Source organism: Nioella ostreopsis (genome assembly GCF_004000255.1).
Taxonomy (GTDB): domain Bacteria; phylum Pseudomonadota; class Alphaproteobacteria; order Rhodobacterales; family Rhodobacteraceae; genus Nioella; species Nioella ostreopsis.
The window spans coordinates 298,905-316,851 of sequence record NZ_RCIQ01000001.1 but is presented as its reverse complement, the minus strand read 5'-3'; the positions used below and the strand labels follow the sequence as shown (position 1 = coordinate 316,851).

17 protein-coding genes are annotated in these 17,947 nt (G+C 63.8%); 7 read left to right on the top strand and 10 right to left on the bottom strand.

Annotation, left to right across the window (positions count from 1 at the left end; all coding sequences use genetic code 11):
* Nucleotides 1-115: 115 nt before the first annotated feature.
* Genes EP237_RS01615 through EP237_RS01605 form a run of 3 tightly spaced genes read left to right on the top strand, consistent with a single transcriptional unit; the run spans nt 116 to nt 3,313 of the window.
* Nucleotides 116-1,333: a multidrug effflux MFS transporter gene (locus tag EP237_RS01615; RefSeq protein WP_127557413.1), complete on the top strand. Its 1,218-nt coding sequence runs from the start codon at nt 116-118 to the stop codon at nt 1,331-1,333.
* 57 nt (nt 1,334-1,390) lie between these two features.
* Nucleotides 1,391-2,788, top strand: coding sequence for a helix-turn-helix domain-containing protein (locus EP237_RS01610; RefSeq protein WP_127557410.1), 1,398 nt, complete (start codon nt 1,391-1,393; stop codon nt 2,786-2,788).
* 54 nt (nt 2,789-2,842) lie between these two features.
* Nucleotides 2,843-3,313 (top strand): SRPBCC family protein, encoded by a 471-nt coding sequence (locus EP237_RS01605; protein ID WP_127557408.1) that lies wholly within the window; start codon nt 2,843-2,845, stop codon nt 3,311-3,313.
* Between the two features lie 34 nt (nt 3,314-3,347).
* Here the strand turns inward: EP237_RS01605 and EP237_RS01600 are convergent, their stop codons facing one another.
* From EP237_RS01600 to EP237_RS01585, 4 genes are all read right to left on the bottom strand, one after another.
* The gene (locus EP237_RS01600; protein ID WP_127557406.1) at nt 3,348-3,587 is read right to left on the bottom strand and encodes an HP1242/YdcH family protein; all 240 of its coding nucleotides are present in this window, start codon (nt 3,585-3,587) and stop codon (nt 3,348-3,350) included.
* A 103-nt stretch (nt 3,588-3,690) separates the two neighbouring features.
* A complete protein-coding gene (locus tag EP237_RS01595; protein WP_127557404.1) occupies nt 3,691-4,386 on the bottom strand; it encodes an HAD family hydrolase in 696 nt (231 codons plus the stop codon).
* 153 nt (nt 4,387-4,539) lie between these two features.
* Nucleotides 4,540-5,463 (bottom strand): DMT family transporter, encoded by a 924-nt coding sequence (locus EP237_RS01590; RefSeq protein WP_127557402.1) that lies wholly within the window; start codon nt 5,461-5,463, stop codon nt 4,540-4,542.
* Between the two features lie 45 nt (nt 5,464-5,508).
* Nucleotides 5,509-6,114: a LysE/ArgO family amino acid transporter gene (locus tag EP237_RS01585; protein WP_127557400.1), complete on the bottom strand. Its 606-nt coding sequence runs from the start codon at nt 6,112-6,114 to the stop codon at nt 5,509-5,511.
* Nucleotides 6,115-6,200: 86 nt separating this feature from the next.
* On the opposite strand from EP237_RS01585, the gene EP237_RS01580 reads away from it, so the two are divergent.
* Nucleotides 6,201-7,091: a LysR family transcriptional regulator ArgP gene (locus EP237_RS01580; RefSeq protein WP_127557398.1), complete on the top strand. Its 891-nt coding sequence runs from the start codon at nt 6,201-6,203 to the stop codon at nt 7,089-7,091.
* 92 nt (nt 7,092-7,183) lie between these two features.
* Nucleotides 7,184-8,191 carry a sterol desaturase family protein gene (locus EP237_RS01575; RefSeq protein WP_127557396.1) on the top strand — a complete coding sequence of 336 codons (1,008 nt, stop codon included), beginning with the start codon at nt 7,184-7,186 and terminating at the stop codon, nt 8,189-8,191.
* 78 nt (nt 8,192-8,269) lie between these two features.
* Here EP237_RS01575 and EP237_RS01570 read toward each other — a convergent pair whose 3' ends face one another.
* Together EP237_RS01570 and EP237_RS01565 are read right to left on the bottom strand one after the other, a co-directional pair.
* Complete coding sequence (locus EP237_RS01570) at nt 8,270-9,874, bottom strand: hypothetical protein (protein WP_127557394.1); 1,605 nt, start codon at nt 9,872-9,874, stop codon at nt 8,270-8,272.
* 161 nt (nt 9,875-10,035) lie between these two features.
* Nucleotides 10,036-10,782 carry a YebC/PmpR family DNA-binding transcriptional regulator gene (locus tag EP237_RS01565; RefSeq protein ID WP_127557392.1) on the bottom strand — a complete coding sequence of 249 codons (747 nt, stop codon included), beginning with the start codon at nt 10,780-10,782 and terminating at the stop codon, nt 10,036-10,038.
* Between the two features lie 167 nt (nt 10,783-10,949).
* On the opposite strand from EP237_RS01565, the gene EP237_RS01560 reads away from it, so the two are divergent.
* Together EP237_RS01560 and EP237_RS01555 are read left to right on the top strand one after the other, a co-directional pair.
* The gene (locus EP237_RS01560) at nt 10,950-11,693 is read left to right on the top strand and encodes a 1-(5-phosphoribosyl)-5-[(5-phosphoribosylamino)methylideneamino]imidazole-4-carboxamide isomerase (protein WP_127557391.1); all 744 of its coding nucleotides are present in this window, start codon (nt 10,950-10,952) and stop codon (nt 11,691-11,693) included.
* Nucleotides 11,694-11,732: 39 nt separating this feature from the next.
* Nucleotides 11,733-13,508 (top strand): SLC13 family permease, encoded by a 1,776-nt coding sequence (locus tag EP237_RS01555; protein WP_127557389.1) that lies wholly within the window; start codon nt 11,733-11,735, stop codon nt 13,506-13,508.
* Here EP237_RS01555 and EP237_RS01550 read toward each other — a convergent pair.
* Genes EP237_RS01550 through EP237_RS01535 form a run of 4 tightly spaced genes read right to left on the bottom strand, consistent with a single transcriptional unit; the run spans nt 13,505 to nt 17,916 of the window.
* Nucleotides 13,505-14,365: a DMT family transporter gene (locus tag EP237_RS01550; RefSeq protein WP_127557387.1), complete on the bottom strand. Its 861-nt coding sequence runs from the start codon at nt 14,363-14,365 to the stop codon at nt 13,505-13,507. The genes EP237_RS01555 and EP237_RS01550 overlap by 4 nt on opposite strands.
* A gap of 10 nt (nt 14,366-14,375) precedes the next feature.
* Nucleotides 14,376-16,154 (bottom strand): SLC13 family permease, encoded by a 1,779-nt coding sequence (locus EP237_RS01545; protein ID WP_127557385.1) that lies wholly within the window; start codon nt 16,152-16,154, stop codon nt 14,376-14,378.
* Between the two features lie 21 nt (nt 16,155-16,175).
* Nucleotides 16,176-17,105, bottom strand: coding sequence for a DMT family transporter (locus EP237_RS01540; protein WP_127557383.1), 930 nt, complete (start codon nt 17,103-17,105; stop codon nt 16,176-16,178).
* Nucleotides 17,092-17,916: a TIGR00282 family metallophosphoesterase gene (locus tag EP237_RS01535; protein ID WP_127557381.1), complete on the bottom strand. Its 825-nt coding sequence runs from the start codon at nt 17,914-17,916 to the stop codon at nt 17,092-17,094. The genes EP237_RS01540 and EP237_RS01535 overlap by 14 nt, the downstream gene beginning before the upstream one ends.
* Nucleotides 17,917-17,947 lie beyond the last annotated feature (31 nt).

Genomic DNA, 17,947 nt, shown 5'->3' with positions numbered 1-17,947 from the left:
ATATTTGCAAATGATTGTGGTTTGCTTATTTTGCATTTGCTAATATGCAAACTAGTGACATCCTTGTGCAAGATCGCACATGGACAAGCGGTTCATTGCGGCGTTAAGTAAACCAATGAGTTCAGCCCCCGAGATCCGGTATCTTGACCGGTCAACGCCCCCTCACATCTCGACCCTGATCGCGGCAACGGCACTTGGCGCGATGTCGATGAATATCTTCCTGCCGACCCTGCCTCAAATGGCGGAGTACTATCAGGCTGACTACGCGTTGATGCAGCGCTCGGTCACGCTCTACCTGCTGATCAATGCGATCCTGCAACTGGGAATCGGGCCGATTTCGGACAGGTTCGGGCGCAGGCCGGTGCTGCTTGGCAGCTTCATCCTGTTTTCCCTCGCCACGATCGGCTGCATCTTCGCGCCCACAGCCGAAATCTTCCTTGCCTTCCGCATGGCGCAGGCCGTGGTGGTGGCCGGGCTTGTGCTTGGCCGTGCCGTGGTGCGCGATATCGTGCCGGGTCCGCAGGCCGCGGCGATGATCGGCTACGTGACCATGGGCATGGCACTGGTGCCGATGATCGGGCCTGTGGTGGGCGGCATCCTTGGCGAAACCTTCGGCTGGCAGGCGAATTTCGTGCTGCTTCTGGCGACTGGACTGACGGTCCTGACCCTGACATGGTTCGACCTCGGCGAAACCGCGCGGGCCAGCACCGGTGGGTTCCGCGACCAGATCAGAGAATATCCCGAGTTGTTTACCTCGCGCCGCTTCTGGGGCTATTGCGGGGCCACGACCTTCGCCTCGGGCGCGTTTTTCGCCTATCTCGGCGGCGCGCCCTATGTGGGCTCGGAAATCTATCACCTGACGCCGTCGCAGGTGGGGTTCTTTTTCGGTGCCCCGGCGCTAGGCTATTTCTGCGGCAATTTCGTCGCGGCGCGGCTGTCGGTGCGGTTGGGCATCAATCGCATGATCCTCTACGGCACGTCGATTTCGACCGCGGGTCTGTTGATCCCGGTGGCCCTGCACTTCATGGGGCAGGATTCAGCACAGACGTTTTTCGGCTCGGTCACGCTCGTTGGTCTCGGTAATGGCATGACCATGGCCAACGGCAATTCCGGCATGCTGTCCGTGCGCCCGCATCTGGCCGGGTCGGCCTCCGGTGTCGGGGGCGCGGTGATGCTCGCCGGTGGCGCCTTGCTGGCGGATCTGGCCGGGTCGTCGCTTGCCGGCAGCACCACCGCGATGCCGCTTGTCGCCATCATGCTTGGCAGTTCTGCCATGTCGATCGTCGCCATTGTCTACACGATCCGCCGCGAACGATTCGTCGGCGCGGCCTGACCCCTTGTCGCCCGGATTTGCAAAGCCCATAGTAACTTTGCAAACCGAGGGGCAGATATGGCGATCCAGAAACTCTATGCCGGGGCAAAGCTGCGCGAGTTGCGCGGGCGCATGGGCCTGACGCAAAAGGAATTCGCCACCAAGCTCGGCGTCTCGCTGCCCTATCTGAACCAGATGGAAAACAACAACCGGCCCGTGTCCTCGACCGTGATGCTGGGGCTGGTGCAGGAGTTCGGCTATGACGTGACGGAGCTGGCCTCGGGCGATACCGAACGGCTGGTCTCCGACATGCGAGAGGCGCTGGCCGATCCAGTCTTCACCGAGGCCGCGCCCCCCCTGCCCGACCTGCGCCTGACCGCCTCGAACGCCCCCGCATTGGCCCGCGCCTTCCTCGACCTGCACCGCGCCTACCGACAGACCCATGAACGGCTCGCCTCGCTGGACGAGGCGCTTGGCCGCGAGGGCGCCCGCGTCGCCGCCAGCCCGTGGGAAGAGGTGCGTGATTTCTTCCACTATTGCGACAATTACATCGACGCGGTGGACCACGCCGCCGAACGCTTCGCCGAAAAGGCGGGCGGTAATCTGGATGCCCATATCCGCGCGGCGTTCGACGATCAGGGGATTGCCGTGCGCTACGCCGACGATGCCGGTATTCGCCGCTATGATCCTTCACGGAAGGAATTGACGCTGTCGCCGCGCACCGCCCCCGAAACGCAGCGCTTCCAGCTGCTGCACCAGTTGGCCCTGATTGCACAGAACCGGCTGCTGGAAGCAACGCTGGACCTTGCCCGATTCCAGACCGACACCGCCCGCTCCATCGCCAAGGTGGGCATGGCCAACTACTTCGCCGGAGCTGTGCTGATGCCCTACGGGCGCTTCATGGAGGCCGCGGGCGAAACCCGCCACGATCTGGAACAACTGGCCGTCCGCTTCGGGGCCTCGATCGAACAGGTGGCGCATCGCCTGTCCACGATGCAGCGCCCCGGCGCCAAGGGCATTCCCTTCTTCTTCGTCCGCGTCGATCAGGCGGGCACGATCACCAAGCGCCACAGCGCCACCCGACTGCAATTCGCCCGCTTCGGCGGCGCCTGCCCGCTATGGAACGTCCATCAGGCGTTCGAGACACCGGGCCGCTTCCTGCGTCAATTGGCCGAAACCCCCGATGGGGTGCGCTACCTGTGCCTCGCCCGTGACGTGTCGAAATCTGGCGGGTCGTTTCACGCGCCCACACGGCGCTTTGCCATCGGGCTCGGCTGCGAAGTGCAGCATGCCAGCGCCGTGGTCTACGCTGATGGCATGGATATCGGCACCGCCAGTGCCTATCAGCCCATTGGCATCTCCTGCCGCATCTGCGAACGGACAAATTGCCACCAGCGGTCCGTGCCGCCACTGGAACGGCAATTGCGCATCGACCCGGATCAACGCGGCACCCTGCCCTACGAGATCGGGCGTTGACGCAGGCCGCCGACCCCGGCCAAATTATCGCGACACGCAATCGGGAGAACCATCATGGAAATGCATTCAAGCCGCGTGATCGCGGCGGATCGGGCGACGGTCTGGGCGGCACTGAACTCTGCCGAGGTGCTGAAGGAATGCATTCCGGGCTGTGAGGAACTGACGGGATCACCCGAAGAGGGTTTCGCCGCCACCGTCAAGCAGAAGGTCGGCCCGGTGAAAGCCACCTTCAAGGGTGAAGTGACCCTGTCCGACGTGGTCGAAAACGAAAGCTACACGATCTCGGGCGAGGGCAAGGGCGGCGTCGCGGGCTTTGCCAAGGGCGAAGCCAAGGTGCGGCTGGAGGATGCCGAGGGCGGCACCGAACTGTTCTACGACGTGGAGGCCAAGGTCGGCGGCAAGATCGCTCAGCTTGGCTCGCGCCTTATCGACGGCTTCGCGCGCAAGATGGCAGACCAGTTCTTCGAACGCTTCCAGACCCATGTGGAAGGCAGAACCGAACACGAAGACGCGGCCGAGGCATAGCCCCGACCGCGTCTGGTCCGTGAGGTAAAATCGGTCAGGCCTTGGCCAGCATCGAGGCGATCTCATCCTTCAGATGCATGCGTTTCTTGCGCATCTCAACCTCTGCCAGTTCCTCTTTCGGCTCGATCCCGGTCTCGGCGCGGTGCACGGCGCGGTTCACCTCGTGATAGTCGTCCATCAGTTTGGCAAAATGGGCGTTCGAGGTCTTCAGCTCGTGGATCTTTTCGACCTTGTCGGGAAATTCCTCGGCCAGTTCATGGGGGGTGTGGGACATGTCGCGCTCCTCTTATTGTCGTGTTCCGACGGTATGGATAGCAGGGCGCGCGCGGCGTCCACTTTGACAGAGGTCAATCGGGGAAAGGAATCTTGAGAAAGGACTACTCCGCCGCCTGCCGAAGACTGCGCCGCCAAGCGGCATCGACTTCGGCCATGGACAGCACCGCAACTTCGCCACCCTGCCCCGGCACGCCCAGCCCGCCGGACCGTGCAAGGGCACCGGGAAAGCCCAATGTGCCGATCCCCGCAGCGGCTGCGGCCTGCATTGCCGCGGCGCTGTCGACCACGGCCAGGGCAGCGGAGGGCAACACGCCAATCTGCGCCAGGGCCAGCTGATAGGCCTCGGGATGCGGCGGCAGGTGGAGCAGGTCATCGCGCAGGATCGCCACGTCAAAGCCAACGCCGCCGCGCGCCCGTGCCGTCGCCTTCAGCATGGCCCGAACCGGTTCCGTCGCCGAGCGGCTGACCAGCCCCAATTTGAGCCTGCGTCCCGCCGCTGCCATGATCACCGCCGCCACGCCCGGGCGCAGTGGCAACCCCTCGGCCAGCATCGCCGCGAAGAGATGCGATTGGGTGCGTTCCACAGCGGCGACATCCACCGCGCAACCCTGCTGCACCGCGTAGCGCGCCACTGGCGAGCGGTCATCACGGGTGGCCAGCAGCCGCTGGTACATGTCCCAGCTCCACTCCCAGTCCAGCCCCTGCGCGCGAAACGCGCCATTCCATGCCGCCCGGTCCAGATCGGCACATTCCGAGATCGCACCGATCCCACCAAACAAGATCGCTTCCAAAGCCATTCGTGATCCTCCACGGGATCAGGAATACGCCCGACCGGCGCGGCGACAAGCGCGCGGATTGCGCCGGGGCAGTCGCCTGCACCGCGTTGGACCGCCGCTAGGCAATCTCTGCGCCTGATGCCTATTCGGGTGGCAACAAACGAACGCCAGCCGCTACAGCTTGGTCTGCGCAACCGCCGGCGTCACCTGTTTGCGGCGCAACATTGCTTCGCGCAGGGTGATATAGCTGATCGCCGCGATGATCATCGCGCCTCCGATAATCACGAAAATATCGGCGGGCTCGCCAAAGGCGACTGCGCCAAGCAGCGTGGCCCAGATCAGTTGCAGGAAGGTGATCGGCTGCGTCACTGTCAATGGCGCGGCCTTGAAGGCCATGGTCATGGTGAAATGCCCCGCCGTGGCGAAACAGGCGACGAGGAACAGCCAGCCAATCTGCTCCCATGTCGGCGGCACCCAGACCGCCCAGGCAAAGGGGGCAAGCCCCACCGTCACGGTCAAGGACAGCATCCCCACCACCACGGCGGGCGAGGTTTCATCCGCCATGATCTTGGCCACCAGATAGCCAACGGAAAACGCCGCCGCCGTGAACAGCATCGCGATATGGCCGGGGCTGATTTCCCGAAAGCCGGGGCGCAGGATGATCAACGCTCCACAGAAGGCCACGACCACCGCCATGATCCGCCGCATCGCAAGACGCTCGCCCAGGAAGATGGCAGCAAGGATCGTCACATAGATCGGGTTGAGGTAGTTCATCGCCGTGACCTCGGCGATCGAGATCTGGGTCATCGCGTAGAACCAGCTGATCACGCCAAAGGTATGGACGAACCCGCGCAGGGCGAACAGCTTGAACGCCCGCCGCGACAGGTGCGCGTTCAGGATGGGCCGGATCATCGGCAGCACGAAAACCAGCCCGAGCGCGTAGCGCAGGAAGGCCGATTGCGCGGGCGGCACGGTCGGGCCGATGATCTTCACCACAGCTGTCACGGCCACAAAACAGGCCCCCGTCACCACCATCCAGAACACCCCCATTGCGGGGTTCTGGCCGGGCGGGCGCATGGGGGATGAATTGCTTGCCATGTTTAGCAAAGAACCTCAAAGCGCCGGGAACAGCAAGGCGATACGTCACGTGCCCGTCAGAAGTTTCGCGGCAATTGCCCACATCACCAGCCCGATGACCCCGTCCAGCACCTGCCACGCCCGTGGACGGGCAAAGATGGGGGCCAGCAGCCGCGCCCCAAAGCCAAGCGAGAAGAAAAAGACGAAGCTGGAGGTGACCGCGCCTGCGCCGAACCAACGGGCATTCTCCCCGTATTGCGTGGCGATGGACCCGATCAGCAGGACCGTATCCAGGTAGACATGCGGATTGAGCCATGTCAGCGCCAGGCAGGTCAGCAATGCCGCATGCAGAGACCCCGCGCCGGTGTCCGCCGCTCGCAACGCTTCGCCCCCGCGCCACATGGCATGAAAACTGCGCGCGCCGTACCAGATCAGGAACGCCGCCCCGCCAAAACGCAGGGCGGGCGCGATCCAGGGTATCAGGTCAATCATGACGGAAAACCCGCCAACGCCAAGCGCGATCAGCACCGCGTCGGATATCGCGCAGGTCAGCACCACTGGCAACACATGCGCCCGGCGAAGCCCTTGCCGCAGGACGAAAGCGTTCTGCGCCCCGATGGCAAGGATCAGGCTGAAGCCCAGATAGAACCCGGCAGACGCGGCGTGAAACATGGAAAACCCCTTTGGCGACGCCCCCTGCTAGCGTGTTCAGTAAATCAATTCGACTTACTTGTTCTTCTTTATGATAAAATATTCTTATGAGACTCGATTACGATGCCCTCACGGCCCTTGCGGCCATCCTGAACACCGGCAGTTTCGCCGGGGCAGCGCGACAGCTCGGCCTGACCCAACCGGCCATCACGCAGCGCATCAAACTGCTGGAGGACCGGGTCGGCACCATCCTCATACGCCGTGGACGCCCCTGCATGGCGACCGAAGCCGGTGCGCGCCTGCTGCGCCATGCGGAAGAGGTGGGCCTGCTGGAAAAGACACTCACACAGGATCTGGCGGGGTTTGGCCCCGACCCGAACCGCCCCCTGCGCATCGCCGTGAACGCCGACAGCCTCGCCACCTGGGCGCTACCCGCGCTGGCCGCTGCAAAAGGCTTCCTGTTCGATATCACCGTCGACGACCAGGACCATTCGGCAGATCTGATGCGCGCGGGTGAGGTCACGGGGGCGATCACCTCGCACGGACGGGCCATTGCGGGGTGCGACCTGCATCCGCTCGGCGCACTTGACTATGCGGTCACCTGCACGCCCGCTTTCGCTGCCCAATGGCTTGCGGATGGAGTCACGGCAAAAGCGCTCTCAGACGCCCCATGTCTGACCTTCAATCGCAAGGACCGGCTGCAACGGGACTGGGCCGATGACGTGGCGGGCGCGCGGCTTGCCGTGCCCACGCATTACCTGCCCACCACCCATGGCATCACCGAGGCGATCCGGCTTGGCCTTGGCTGGGGGGCAAACCCGGTGGCGCTGTTCCAGCCGTTTCTTGACAGTGGCGACCTTGTAGAGCTGATCCCCGGCCGCCGATTTTCCACGCCCCTGTTCTGGCAGGTCAGCCGTCAGGCCACCCCGGCCCTGCGCGACCTGACCCGCGCCCTGAAACAGCACGCCGCGAGCCTGCTGATCCCACCCCAATCCTGAACAATCGGCTCGAATTCATCCGATTGGTGCCCCGTTGTCGCCATCTTCTCTGCCTAGACTGCGTCAAAGAATAACGGGCAAGGCATGAAAAAATGGACTGGTTTACCGATATCGTGACGGCTGTCTTCCGGGCACCGATCGACCCGGGCATCCGCTTCGCGCTGATCTATATCGCGCCGACGATCGCTCTGGCCTTCATCATCTGGCTGGCGCGCGGGCGGCCCGCGCCTTTCCTGTCCTGGCTGGTGCCCAAAGCGGTCTATACCCACAAGTCGAACTGGGTGGATATCAAGCTGTTCCTTGCCAATCACATCCTCGGTGCCGTGGGGTTCTTCGGGGCCGTCGTGTTCATTCCCTTCGTGGCCTTCAAGGTCGTGGTGACGCTGGCGGCATTTTCCGGTGACGGCTACGCCCTGCCGCCGGTGACCCTCGGGCGCACCGCGCTTCTGACGCTCATCATCGTGGTGGTGAACGATTTCTCCAAATACTGGACGCATCGCATCTGCCATGAATGGCAATCGCTCTGGCCCTTCCATGCGGTGCACCATTCCGCCGACGTGCTGACGCCCGTCACCGTCGCCCGCGTCCACCCGGTCGAGGTGCTGATCCGCAACATCATGGCCAGCGTCATCGTGGGCATCGTACAGGGCCTCGCGCTCTATGCGCTTGTCGGACAGGCAAACCTTGTGACGATTGGCGGGGCGAATGTGTTCTACGTGGCGTTCAACGCGCTCGGCTCGAACTTCCGTCACAGCCATATCTGGGTCAGCTATGGCCGGGTGTTGGAACATTTCCTGATCTCGCCGGCGCAACACCAGATCCACCATTCGGCAGCGAAGAAGCATTTCAACAAGAATTACGGCTCGATCTTTGCCCTGTGGGACTGGATGTTCGACACGCTCTATATCCCCGAAAGCTACGAGGATCTGACCTATGGTGTCGCCGACCGGCAGGGCAACCTCAAGGACCAGCCCCACCCGACCCTGCGCGCGGCCATGGTGCTGCCCTTCGTGGAAAGCTGGCAGGCGTTGAAGGAGCGGTTCGGGACGAAGCCTGAAGCCCCCGCAGATCCCGCGCCGTCGCAGCATCCGGCCGAGTAAATCGCACAGCTTGCCGAGGAGCATCTTCCTGGCTCGATGCGAGCCGGGAAGCCCGTGGAACGCTCCGCAAATCCCGATCTACAATGCGTAGAGACGATAAAGCGGGGTGCTCACCAGTTCCGTCATCGGAGTCTCTTCAAGCGCCTCCAGTATAAGGCGGTGCACGGACATCCGGTTGGGGCAGACCGGGATCAACACCAGATCGGCATTCTCGACCCCATTCAGGCCGCCATAGCTCCACGGGGCGGCGCCTATCAGCGGAGGATGGTCGCCGAACAACCATAGCGGGCTGAGAAAATCAGCGACGAATATGGTCTGCCCCTGCGCCAGGTCGCGTTCTGCCAAGTCGGCGGCAATCGAGGCAAAGAAGGCAGGGCTGATCAGGCTTTCGCAGGCCGTCAGCGCTTCGCCTTGGAACTCGACCGGCGCGGGGAGCTGTTGCCCGAAGAACGCTCTCTGACCATCGAAACCCAGATAGGACTGACCGGCGGACAAGGCTGCGCTGCGGTCAAGCAAGATGTCCTGATGCCGGGTGCCGCCGATCACCAGCGGCACGAAACCGGACCTGTCGGCCAGCGCCGCCCGCACGGGGCTTGTGGCCAGGTTGAACAGGTTCGGTGCCACCGCCACGCCGAGCCCAAGGCTGATAACCGTCAGGGCGACATGTCGGCCATCGCTCTGGCGCCGCCCCCATACCAGCAACAGCAACGCCACAAACCCAAGGAACAGCGGGTCGAAACCTGCATTCTGATCACTGACAAAGGCCCCTGCCAGAAAAGTGCCGACCAGGAGCAGCCCCTTGCGTTGTCCCCCCCTCTGGCACAGCACGACAGCAGCGGCAGCAACCAATGCCAATGGGGCCAGCATGCGCGGGCCGGTCATCATGCGCAGCACCCCGCCCCCTGCATTCGGTCTCGCATCGGCCCCGGCGACATACAGAAGATCCCCAAGATAGGCCTGCCAGTAGTCAGCGCCCCAGAGGATTGTCAGCAGCACCGCGATGCCCGCCCCGGTTGCAAGCGCCACGATCAAGGACCTGATTTGGCCGGTCACGGCAAGACCCAGGACCACGAGGGGCAGGAAGGCCACGAAATAGGTGATCTTGATCAAGGCAAGCCCGGCCAGGGCAGCCCCGACAACCACGCCTTCCCAAGTGCGCACCCTGTCCGGTTCCAGCAGGGCTGCCAGCAAGGCAACGAAACCAAGCGCCCAGGACCAGCGATTGTAATGGACATTGATGGACAGGCTGAACTCGGGGCGGCCATGCACAAGGGCGCAAGTCGTCATAACGATCGCGCAGGCAAACAGAACGGCCCAGACCCAAGGCATGCGTCTCAGGGCAATCGCCAGCCCGGCAGCCCCAAGTCCGCCGGCCAAAAGGATCTGCGCGGCCAGATAGGCACGCCCCGTCGGCAGCCCTGCGGCCATAAGGGCCGAGATCGGGGAGAACGCCCATTCCCCCAGGGGTGTGACGAAGTCGCGATGCGGCTGCTGCCCCTGTGACATCCGGTCGAGGATATCGACAAGATGTAGCGCGTCCCCCCAATGCGAGGTGATCACCACATTCCCGGGAATCAGGATGACAACCGCGAAGGCGGCCCAGACAATCGCCAGGATCACCCACGCCCGCCGGATATCCGCGACCGGCGCTGTTTGGTCGGGGTGCAGGGGCTCGGTCGACATCGGCGGGTCCTGATCTGCGATTGGGTCCAGTTCGTGGACTAGCTCAGCCTATGGCCCCACGCAAGGAAACACGTCTGCGGGCCGACCCGAACCGATCGCCGGAAACAGGAAGCGCCCACCAATTGGCGGGCGCTTCCGTGATGCTCTTCGTGCCTGTCGGGTCACCCCGCAAGCTGCTCCATCACCTCGTCCGAGATCTCGAAATTCGCGGTGACGCGCTGCACGTCGTCATCGTCTTCCAGGATCTCGATCAGCTTCATCAGCTTCTGCGCGCCATCGAGATCCAGCTCGGTGGTGGTGGTGGGCTGCCAGATCAGCTTGGCGGTTTCCGATTCACCCAAAGTCTCTTCCAGTGCGGTCGAGACCTCGTTCAGATCGGTATCGGCGCAGGTGATCACGTGGTTTTCCTCGTTGGTCTCCACGTTCTCGGCACCCGCTTCGATCGCGGCTTCCATCACGGTGTCTTCATCGCCGGCGGACAGGGGGTAGATAATCTCGCCCTTGCGTTCGAACATGAAGGACACGGAGCCGGTTTCACCCAGATTGCCGCCATGCTTGCCAAAGGTCGAGCGCACGGTGGAGGCGGTGCGGTTGCGGTTGTCGGTCATCGCCTCGACGATCACGGCAACGCCGCCCGGGCCATAGCCCTCATAGCGGATTTCCTCGTAGTCATCCCCGCCCGCGGCCTGAGACTTGTCAATCGCGCGCTGGATCACGTCCTTGGGGACGGATTGCGACTTGGCTTCCTTGACCGCCAGCCGCAGGCGCGGGTTCTTGTCCGGGTCGGGGTCACCCATCTTGGCGGCCACGGTGATTTCCTTGGCCAGCTTGGAAAACAGCTTGGACCGCAACGCATCCTGACGGCCCTTGCGATGCTGGATGTTCGCCCATTTTGAATGGCCTGCCATCACGCTTCTCCTGAAATACTTGATCGGCGCGGTTCTACTGCAAGCCAGAGGGGACACGCAAGCGGGGTTTCGCGACGCCATGGATCGCGCGAATGCCGTTTTCAAACACCACGTCCCGCACCCGAGTCGGCTATGTGTTGCCCAGACCCACCGGGAGGACCTGACCCATGATGATCTACCCCACAATCGAACTGCAGAACGGCCGCTGCGTCTCCTTGCATCGTGGCCGTATCGAAGAACCGCAGATCTGGCATGTCGACCCGATCGCCAAGGCCAAGGGCTTTGCCGCCGACGGGGCGGAATGGATGCATGTGACCGATCTGGATTGGGTCGTCGGCGGTGATGGCAATGCCAGCATCATCGAAGAGATCATTCTTCATTCCGGCATTCCTGTGCAACTCGGCGGCGGCTTCCGCAGCCTCGATTCCATTGCCAAGTGGATCGACAAGGGCGCGGGCCGGATCGTCGTCAGCTCGCTTGCCGCGCAGAACCCCGATATCGTCAAGCAGGCGGCCAAGCGTTTCCCCGACCAGATCGTCGTGGCCGTTGATGTGTTCCAGGGCCAGCTGATGACCAATGGCTGGCGCGACACCGCAGCGATTACGCCTGCCGATTTCATGGCCGCATTCGATGACGATCCGCTGGCGGCCTTCATCGTGACCGATATCGATTCCGATATCGCCGATAGCGATGGCTCGCTCGGCATGATCTCGCAACTGGCCGATGGCGCGCGGTCCCCGGTGATTGTGCGCGGCCTGTCGCGCAGCCTCGATGACATCGCACGTCTGAAATATGTCCAGCACATTTCTGGCGCGATCATTGGCCGGGCGCTCTTCGACAAGTCCATCGCGCTCAGCGACGCGCTGGCTGTCGCCAATGCCCGCCCCGGCCCCACGGCAGAGTTCATCTGACCCCGTGACGCCCCGGTCATGGCGCGGTAAGACTGCGCCATGACCACTGACCAGATCCTTCTGTTTTCGCTTTTCGGCGTCGTCTTCGGCCTTCTGCTCTGGGGCAGGTTCCGCTATGACCTCGTGGCATTCGGGGCACTGATGGTGGCGGTTGTCCTTGGGCTGGTCCCGGCAAGCGACGCTTTCGCAGGCTTCGGCCACCCCGCCACGCTGGTCGTGGCGCTGGTGCTGGTGGTCTCTGCCGGTCTGGTCCGATCCGGCGCGGTCTTCCTGATCACCCGCACGCTGGTCGATGCCAGCCGCTCGCTTGGCGCCCATATCGCGATCATGGGCGGCGTGGGCGGCGTGCTGTCGGCCTTCATGAACAACGTGGCAGCGCTGGCGCTGCTGATGCCCGTCGATATCGCCACCGCCCGCAAGGCAGGCCGCAGCCCCGGTCTGTCGTTGATGCCGCTCTCCTTCGCGACGATCCTCGGCGGCATGGCAACGCTGATCGGCACGCCCCCCAATATCATCATCGCCGCGATCCGCGAGGAATCTCTCGGCGAGTCTTTCGGCATGTTCGATTTCGCCCCGGTCGGTGGGGCGGCCGCCATTGCCGGTCTCGCCTTCGTGGCCCTTATCGGCTGGCGCCTGATCCCGACCCGCGATTCCGGCGTGGGGGGCGATGCCCTTGGCGAGCTGGAGCCCTACATTTCCGAGCTCACCATCCCCGAGGACAGCAAATTGGTGGACACCCGCCTGCGTGACCTGCTGGAACCTGCGGAAAAGGCCGATGTGGCGATCCTGGGCCTTGTGCGCGACGGCAAGCGGCGCTTTGGCACCGGTCGGAATCTGGTGCTGAAAGCGGGCGATATCCTGGTGCTGGAGGCGGCCCCCGATGCGCTCGATGAATTCCGCACCGCGCTGAAGCTCGACTTTGCCCCGGAAGGCCACCCGATCGAGGATGCCGTGGGCGACGGGGTCAGCCTGATCGAGATGGTGGTGACCGACAGCAGCCGCATCGCGGGCCGGACCGCGCAGGCCATCGGGCTTGGCTGGCGCAAGCGCACCGTTCTGATGGGGATTTCCCGCAAGGGCCAGCGGATGACGAAGCGCCTGCGTCAGACCGTGATCGAACCCGGCGACATCCTGCTCTTGCTGACGCCATCGGACACCGGCGAGGATGTGGTGGACTGGCTCGGCGGGCTGGTCCTGGCCGACCGGGGCCTGGCGGTGACACGCGACAGCAAGACCTGGGCCGCCATCGGCTTTTTCGCGGGCGCTGTTATCGCCGCCTCGCTCGGGCTGGTCTATCTGCCGATTGCGCTCGGGATCGTGGTGGTGGCTTATGTGCTGTTCAAGATTTTGCCGCTGGCGGAGGTCTATGACCATATCGAGTGGCCGGTGGTGGTGCTCCTTGGCTCCATGATCCCGCTCGGCGCGGCGTTGGAATCCTCCGGCGGCACCGAATTGCTGGCGCAGGGTCTTGTGTCGATCAGCGCAGGCTGGCCCGCCTGGGGCACGCTGACGCTGTTGATGGTGGTGACCATGACGCTCAGCGACGTGCTGAACAACACCGCCACGGCCATCGTTGCGGCCCCCGTCGGCATTCGCATGGCAGAGACGCTGGAGGTCAACCCCGACCCGTTCCTGATGGCGGTGGCGGTCGCAGCCTCGGCCGCCTTCCTGACGCCCATCGGGCACAAGAACAACACGCTGGTACTCGGCCCCGGCGGCTACGGCTTCGGCGACTACTGGCGCATGGGCCTGCCGCTGGAGATCATCGTGATCGGCGTCTCGATCCCCACCATCCTGCTGGTCTGGCCGCTCTAACGCCTCTCACGCAGCCCGGCGAGGTTATTCAGCGTCAGCGCGCCAAGCACCACGGCCCCACCTGCCAATGTCCAGGCACCGGGAAATTCCGCCAGCACCAGCCAGACCAGCAGCGGACCAAAGACCGCCTCCAGCAGCATGATCAGCGAGACGTCAGCCGGTGGCAGGTAGCGCGGGCCAAGGCTGAGCAGGGCGGTGGCCCCCGGTGTGACGATCAGCGCGATCAGCGCCACGAAGGGGACCGAGGTGGCGGGAACCGACAGGCCCGGCGCCAGAAACAGCGAGACGAACATGGCGAAGAACCCCGCGATGGACATGGCAGGCACCATCGAAAACGTCCGCTTCTGCCCGACGATGGCAAAGATCACCGCCCAGGACAGCGCCGTGACCATGGCCGCAAGGTCGCCCAAGAGGTCCCCCTGCCCTCCGCCTGCGCTGCCCATGGCGATCAGGGCGATCCCCACCAGAACCGCCCCGATGGTGGCCCATGTGCGCCCCGGCACCGGCTGGCCCAGGACGAAGCGGGCGATCAAAGCCGAAAAGACCGGCATCGTAGCGAGGATAAAGAGCGTGTTGGCTGCAAGCGTGTGGCCGACCGAGTAGAGGAAACTCACATTTCCAATGGTGTAGCTCAGCCCAATCGCCAACCCGGCCAGACCTACACCCTTGAATGCTGCAATCGCCCCACGCCCCTGACTCAGAAGCAACCAAAGCGCGATCATCCCACCCATGCCTGCCCCGCGCCAGAACATCAGCGTCCATTCCGGCAGCCCCGCCAGCCGGATCAGCAGCACGTCCGGCGACAGGATCAGCACGCCGGTCAGGGTGAGCCACAGGCCCTTGGCGTAGTCGCTCACGGCAGCGCCCTCACAGCGCCCAGATCAGCGGGATGACGAGGCTGACGACAATGCCAAGGCTCAGGTTCAGGGGGATGCCGATCTTCATGAAATCGGTGAAGCGATAGCCACCGGGACCGTAAACCAGCATGTTCGTCTGGTAGCCAATTGGCGTGGCGAAACTGGCCGAGGCGGCAATCATCACCGCAATGACCAGCGGGCGCGGGTCGACGCCGATGGCGGTGCCAAGGCCGATGGCTACCGGCGTGATCACCACGGCCACGGCATTGTTCGACACAAGCTCGGTCAGGACAGAGGTGATCAGGTAGATCACCCAGACCAGCACGAAGGGCGGCAGGTCGCCGAGCCATGGGGCCAGCGTGGTCACGATCAGCTCCACCGCGCCGGTGTGTTCCAATGCGGCCCCGATGGCGAGCATGGCGAAGATCAGCGCCAGTAAGCGCCCGTCGATAAACGAAAACGCCTCTTCCGCGTCGATGCAACGGGTGATCAGAACGACCGCGACGGCCAGCACCGACAGCAGGAAGATGGGGGCCACGCCAAGCCCTGCGAAGGCCACGATCCCCACCATTGCGGCGAAGGCAATCGGTGCATGTCCCCGGCGATAGGCGCGTTCGGTCGGGGCGGTGATGTCGACAAGGTCCATATCGGCGGCAAGGCGCTGGATGTCGGCGGGATCGCCCTCCAGCAACAGGGTATCGCCCACCTGCACGATCAATTCATCCAGCTGCCGCCCGATATTCTGATTCCGCCGATGCACGGCCAGCGGGTAAACACCGTAACGCCGCCGCAGGCGCAGCGAGCCGAGCGAGCGGCCCACCATGCGGCATCCGGGCGAAATCAGCACTTCGACCGTCGTGGTCTGAACGGAGGACAGCTTGTCCACCGTGCGCAGGTCCTTGCTTTGCTGCAGCCCCAGAACCTCGGCCATATCGGTGCGCAAAACCACGCGGTCGCCTGCCTCCAGCAACACGCTCGCCATATTGCGGCGGAGCGAGGCATCCCCGCGCAGCACGTCGATCAGCCGCACGCCCTCGCGCTTGAACAGGTCCACCTCGTTGACGTTCTGGCCAATGAGGGCGCTATCCTCTGGCAGGGCGACCTCGGTGAAGAACTTCATCCTCTTGCGGCCTGACAGCATATCAGCCATCGAACTGCGGTCAGGCAGCAGGCGCGGGCCGATCAGGGCCATGTAGAGCATTCCCCAGATCACCACGACGATGCCCACCGGCGTGACCTCGAAGATCGTGAACGGGTCCAGCCCCTGCGCACGGGCCACACCATCGACCAGCAGGTTCGTGGAGGTCCCGATCAGGGTCAGGGTGCCCCCCATGATCGCGCCATAAGACAGAGGGATCAGCAGTTTCGACGCGGGCCGCCCGAGCGAGCGGGCGATCTGCACGAAGACCGGGATCATGACCACCACCACGGGGGTATTGGACACGAAGGCCGAGGCGATGACAACGAAGCCAAGCAGCGCCGCCAGAGCCGTCTTGGGCTGGGTCTTGGCCTTTGCTTCTGCCAGATGGGTGAAGCTGGCCAGTGCCCCGGTGCGTACCAAGGCCCCCATCACGATGAACATCGCCGCAATGGTCCAGGGCGCGGGGTTGGACAGGACAGACAAAGCCGCGTCATAGGGCAGGAACCCGGCCCCTAGCAAGGCGGCGGCCCCGGCGATGGCGACCACCTCTGCCGGGAAGCTTTCCCGCACGAACAGCACGAACATCACGGCCACGACGCCGAGGGTCAGAACCCCTTGCATGGTGGGCGATAGGAACTCAGCAAGCATCGGCGATCCCGTCCCGATTGATCAGGGGCCATCATTGTTGACGGGCAGGGGAACGGCAAGGGCTTCCTTTGCACGCGGCTGCACCAGCGCAACACCGGCCAGCATCAGGGCAAACGCCCCCCAGACCCAGGCCGAATAGGTTTCCCCGAGCAGCAGCCACGACCAACCCACGCTGAACCCGGTGACCAGGTAGGAGATCTGCACCGCAAAGACCGGCCCGCCGCGCCCGACCAGCCAGACATAGCCCGCATAGCTGAGCGCATGGGCGACGGAGGAGATGACCACCGCCAGATCGGGCAACCCGTAGGGCGGCAGCGGGGAAATCCATTCACCCGATAGAATCGCGATAGGCAGAGAGATCACGATTCCCACCAGCGACGCACCAAAAAGCACCTGAACCGCGTCTAGGCTGTCGGGTTGGTGGCGGGCCACATAGTTACCTTCGAAGGCGTAGAAGGCAGGGGCGATCAACCCCACGGGCACCCAGACCAGCATGGCAGGATCGGGCAGGCTGGTGTCCGGCAGCATGATCAGCGCAATGGCGGCAAGGCCAAGGCAGAGGCCCACAAGCCGCGCAGGCGAAAACCGGTCATTGCCCCAGGCCAGCGCAATCGGGAAGGCCAGCATCGGCACAGTGGCAATGCACAGCGCAAGGATGCCGCCGGGCAGATGAATGGCCGCCGTGTAGCTCGCCGTATTGGGCAGCAGTGTGCCAATGAGGGCAATGATCAGGTAGAAGCGCAAGGCGCGCGGATCAGTCGGCAGGCCCCGCCCGGTCATCCGGTTGATAACGCCCAGAACCATCGCCCCTAGGACGAACTGCCAGAAGATGATGCCGATATGGCGGTAATCCTCGCTGACCGCGATCTTGCTCATCGGGATGGAAATGCCCCAGCCGAGCGAGCAGACCAGCAGCACCGCCACCAGCCACAGTTTTTCAGAGCGCGCCATCCGGACCCGCCTGCTGCAATCGCCCGCCAATGCGGATCGGGGCCACGCGCAGCGCCTTGCCGGTCTTGTCATCGGTTTCGACGAAAACGCCCGATAATGTGGCCTCACCCGCCGCAGGGGTAAACCGGTCCTTCGGCATTCCGGTAATGAAACGGCGCAGGGGCTCGCCCTTTTCCATGCCGATGACGCTGTTGTAATCGCCGCACATGCCCGCATCGGTCAGGTAGGCGGTGCCGCCGGGCAGGATCTGCGCGTCACCAGTGGGCACATGGGTATGGGTGCCGACAACAAGGCTGGCACGCCCGTCGCAGAAATGACCCACGGCCATTTTCTCGGAGGTTGCCTCGCAATGAATGTCGATGATGATGGCACTTGCCAAGCCACCAAGCGGATGCGACCGCAACACGCCCTCAACCGCCGAAAACGGGTCCGAGAAGGGGCGCTTCATGAAGACCTGGCCAAGCGCCTGCACCACCAGCACCTTGCGCCCACCCCTGGCCTCGAACAGCTGAAAGCCCCGGCCCGGCGCGGTCTTGGCATAATTCATCGGCCGCACGATGCGCGGCTCCTTGTCGATGAATTGCAGCATGTCGCGCTGATCGAAGGCGTGATCGCCAAGGGTCAGGCAATCGACCCCGGCGGCCAGCATTGTTTCTGCATGGCCTTGCGACAGGCCATGGCCCGAGGTCGCGTTTTCGCCATTGACGACGACAAAGTCGAGCCGCCAGTCGGTTTTCAGCCGGGGGAGGGTATCGGTGATCGCAGCACGCCCCGCGCGCCCCATCACATCGCCAAGAAAAAGCAATCTCATGGCCAAGGCTTAGGCGGTTCGCGGCGAGGCG

Coding starts and splice junctions, on each gene's coding strand:
- EP237_RS01615 (WP_127557413.1), top strand. CDS start 116: ATGAGTTCAGCCCCCGAGATCCGGTATCTTGACCGGTCAACGCCCCCT.
- EP237_RS01610 (WP_127557410.1), top strand. CDS start 1,391: ATGGCGATCCAGAAACTCTATGCCGGGGCAAAGCTGCGCGAGTTGCGC.
- EP237_RS01605 (WP_127557408.1), top strand. CDS start 2,843: ATGGAAATGCATTCAAGCCGCGTGATCGCGGCGGATCGGGCGACGGTC.
- EP237_RS01600 (WP_127557406.1), bottom strand. CDS start 3,587: ATGTCCCACACCCCCCATGAACTGGCCGAGGAATTTCCCGACAAGGTC.
- EP237_RS01595 (WP_127557404.1), bottom strand. CDS start 4,386: ATGGCTTTGGAAGCGATCTTGTTTGGTGGGATCGGTGCGATCTCGGAA.
- EP237_RS01590 (WP_127557402.1), bottom strand. CDS start 5,463: ATGGCAAGCAATTCATCCCCCATGCGCCCGCCCGGCCAGAACCCCGCA.
- EP237_RS01585 (WP_127557400.1), bottom strand. CDS start 6,114: ATGTTTCACGCCGCGTCTGCCGGGTTCTATCTGGGCTTCAGCCTGATC.
- EP237_RS01580 (WP_127557398.1), top strand. CDS start 6,201: ATGAGACTCGATTACGATGCCCTCACGGCCCTTGCGGCCATCCTGAAC.
- EP237_RS01575 (WP_127557396.1), top strand. CDS start 7,184: ATGGACTGGTTTACCGATATCGTGACGGCTGTCTTCCGGGCACCGATC.
- EP237_RS01570 (WP_127557394.1), bottom strand. CDS start 9,874: ATGTCGACCGAGCCCCTGCACCCCGACCAAACAGCGCCGGTCGCGGAT.
- EP237_RS01565 (WP_127557392.1), bottom strand. CDS start 10,782: ATGGCAGGCCATTCAAAATGGGCGAACATCCAGCATCGCAAGGGCCGT.
- EP237_RS01560 (WP_127557391.1), top strand. CDS start 10,950: ATGATGATCTACCCCACAATCGAACTGCAGAACGGCCGCTGCGTCTCC.
- EP237_RS01555 (WP_127557389.1), top strand. CDS start 11,733: ATGACCACTGACCAGATCCTTCTGTTTTCGCTTTTCGGCGTCGTCTTC.
- EP237_RS01545 (WP_127557385.1), bottom strand. CDS start 16,154: ATGCTTGCTGAGTTCCTATCGCCCACCATGCAAGGGGTTCTGACCCTC.
- EP237_RS01540 (WP_127557383.1), bottom strand. CDS start 17,105: ATGGCGCGCTCTGAAAAACTGTGGCTGGTGGCGGTGCTGCTGGTCTGC.
- EP237_RS01535 (WP_127557381.1), bottom strand. CDS start 17,916: ATGAGATTGCTTTTTCTTGGCGATGTGATGGGGCGCGCGGGGCGTGCT.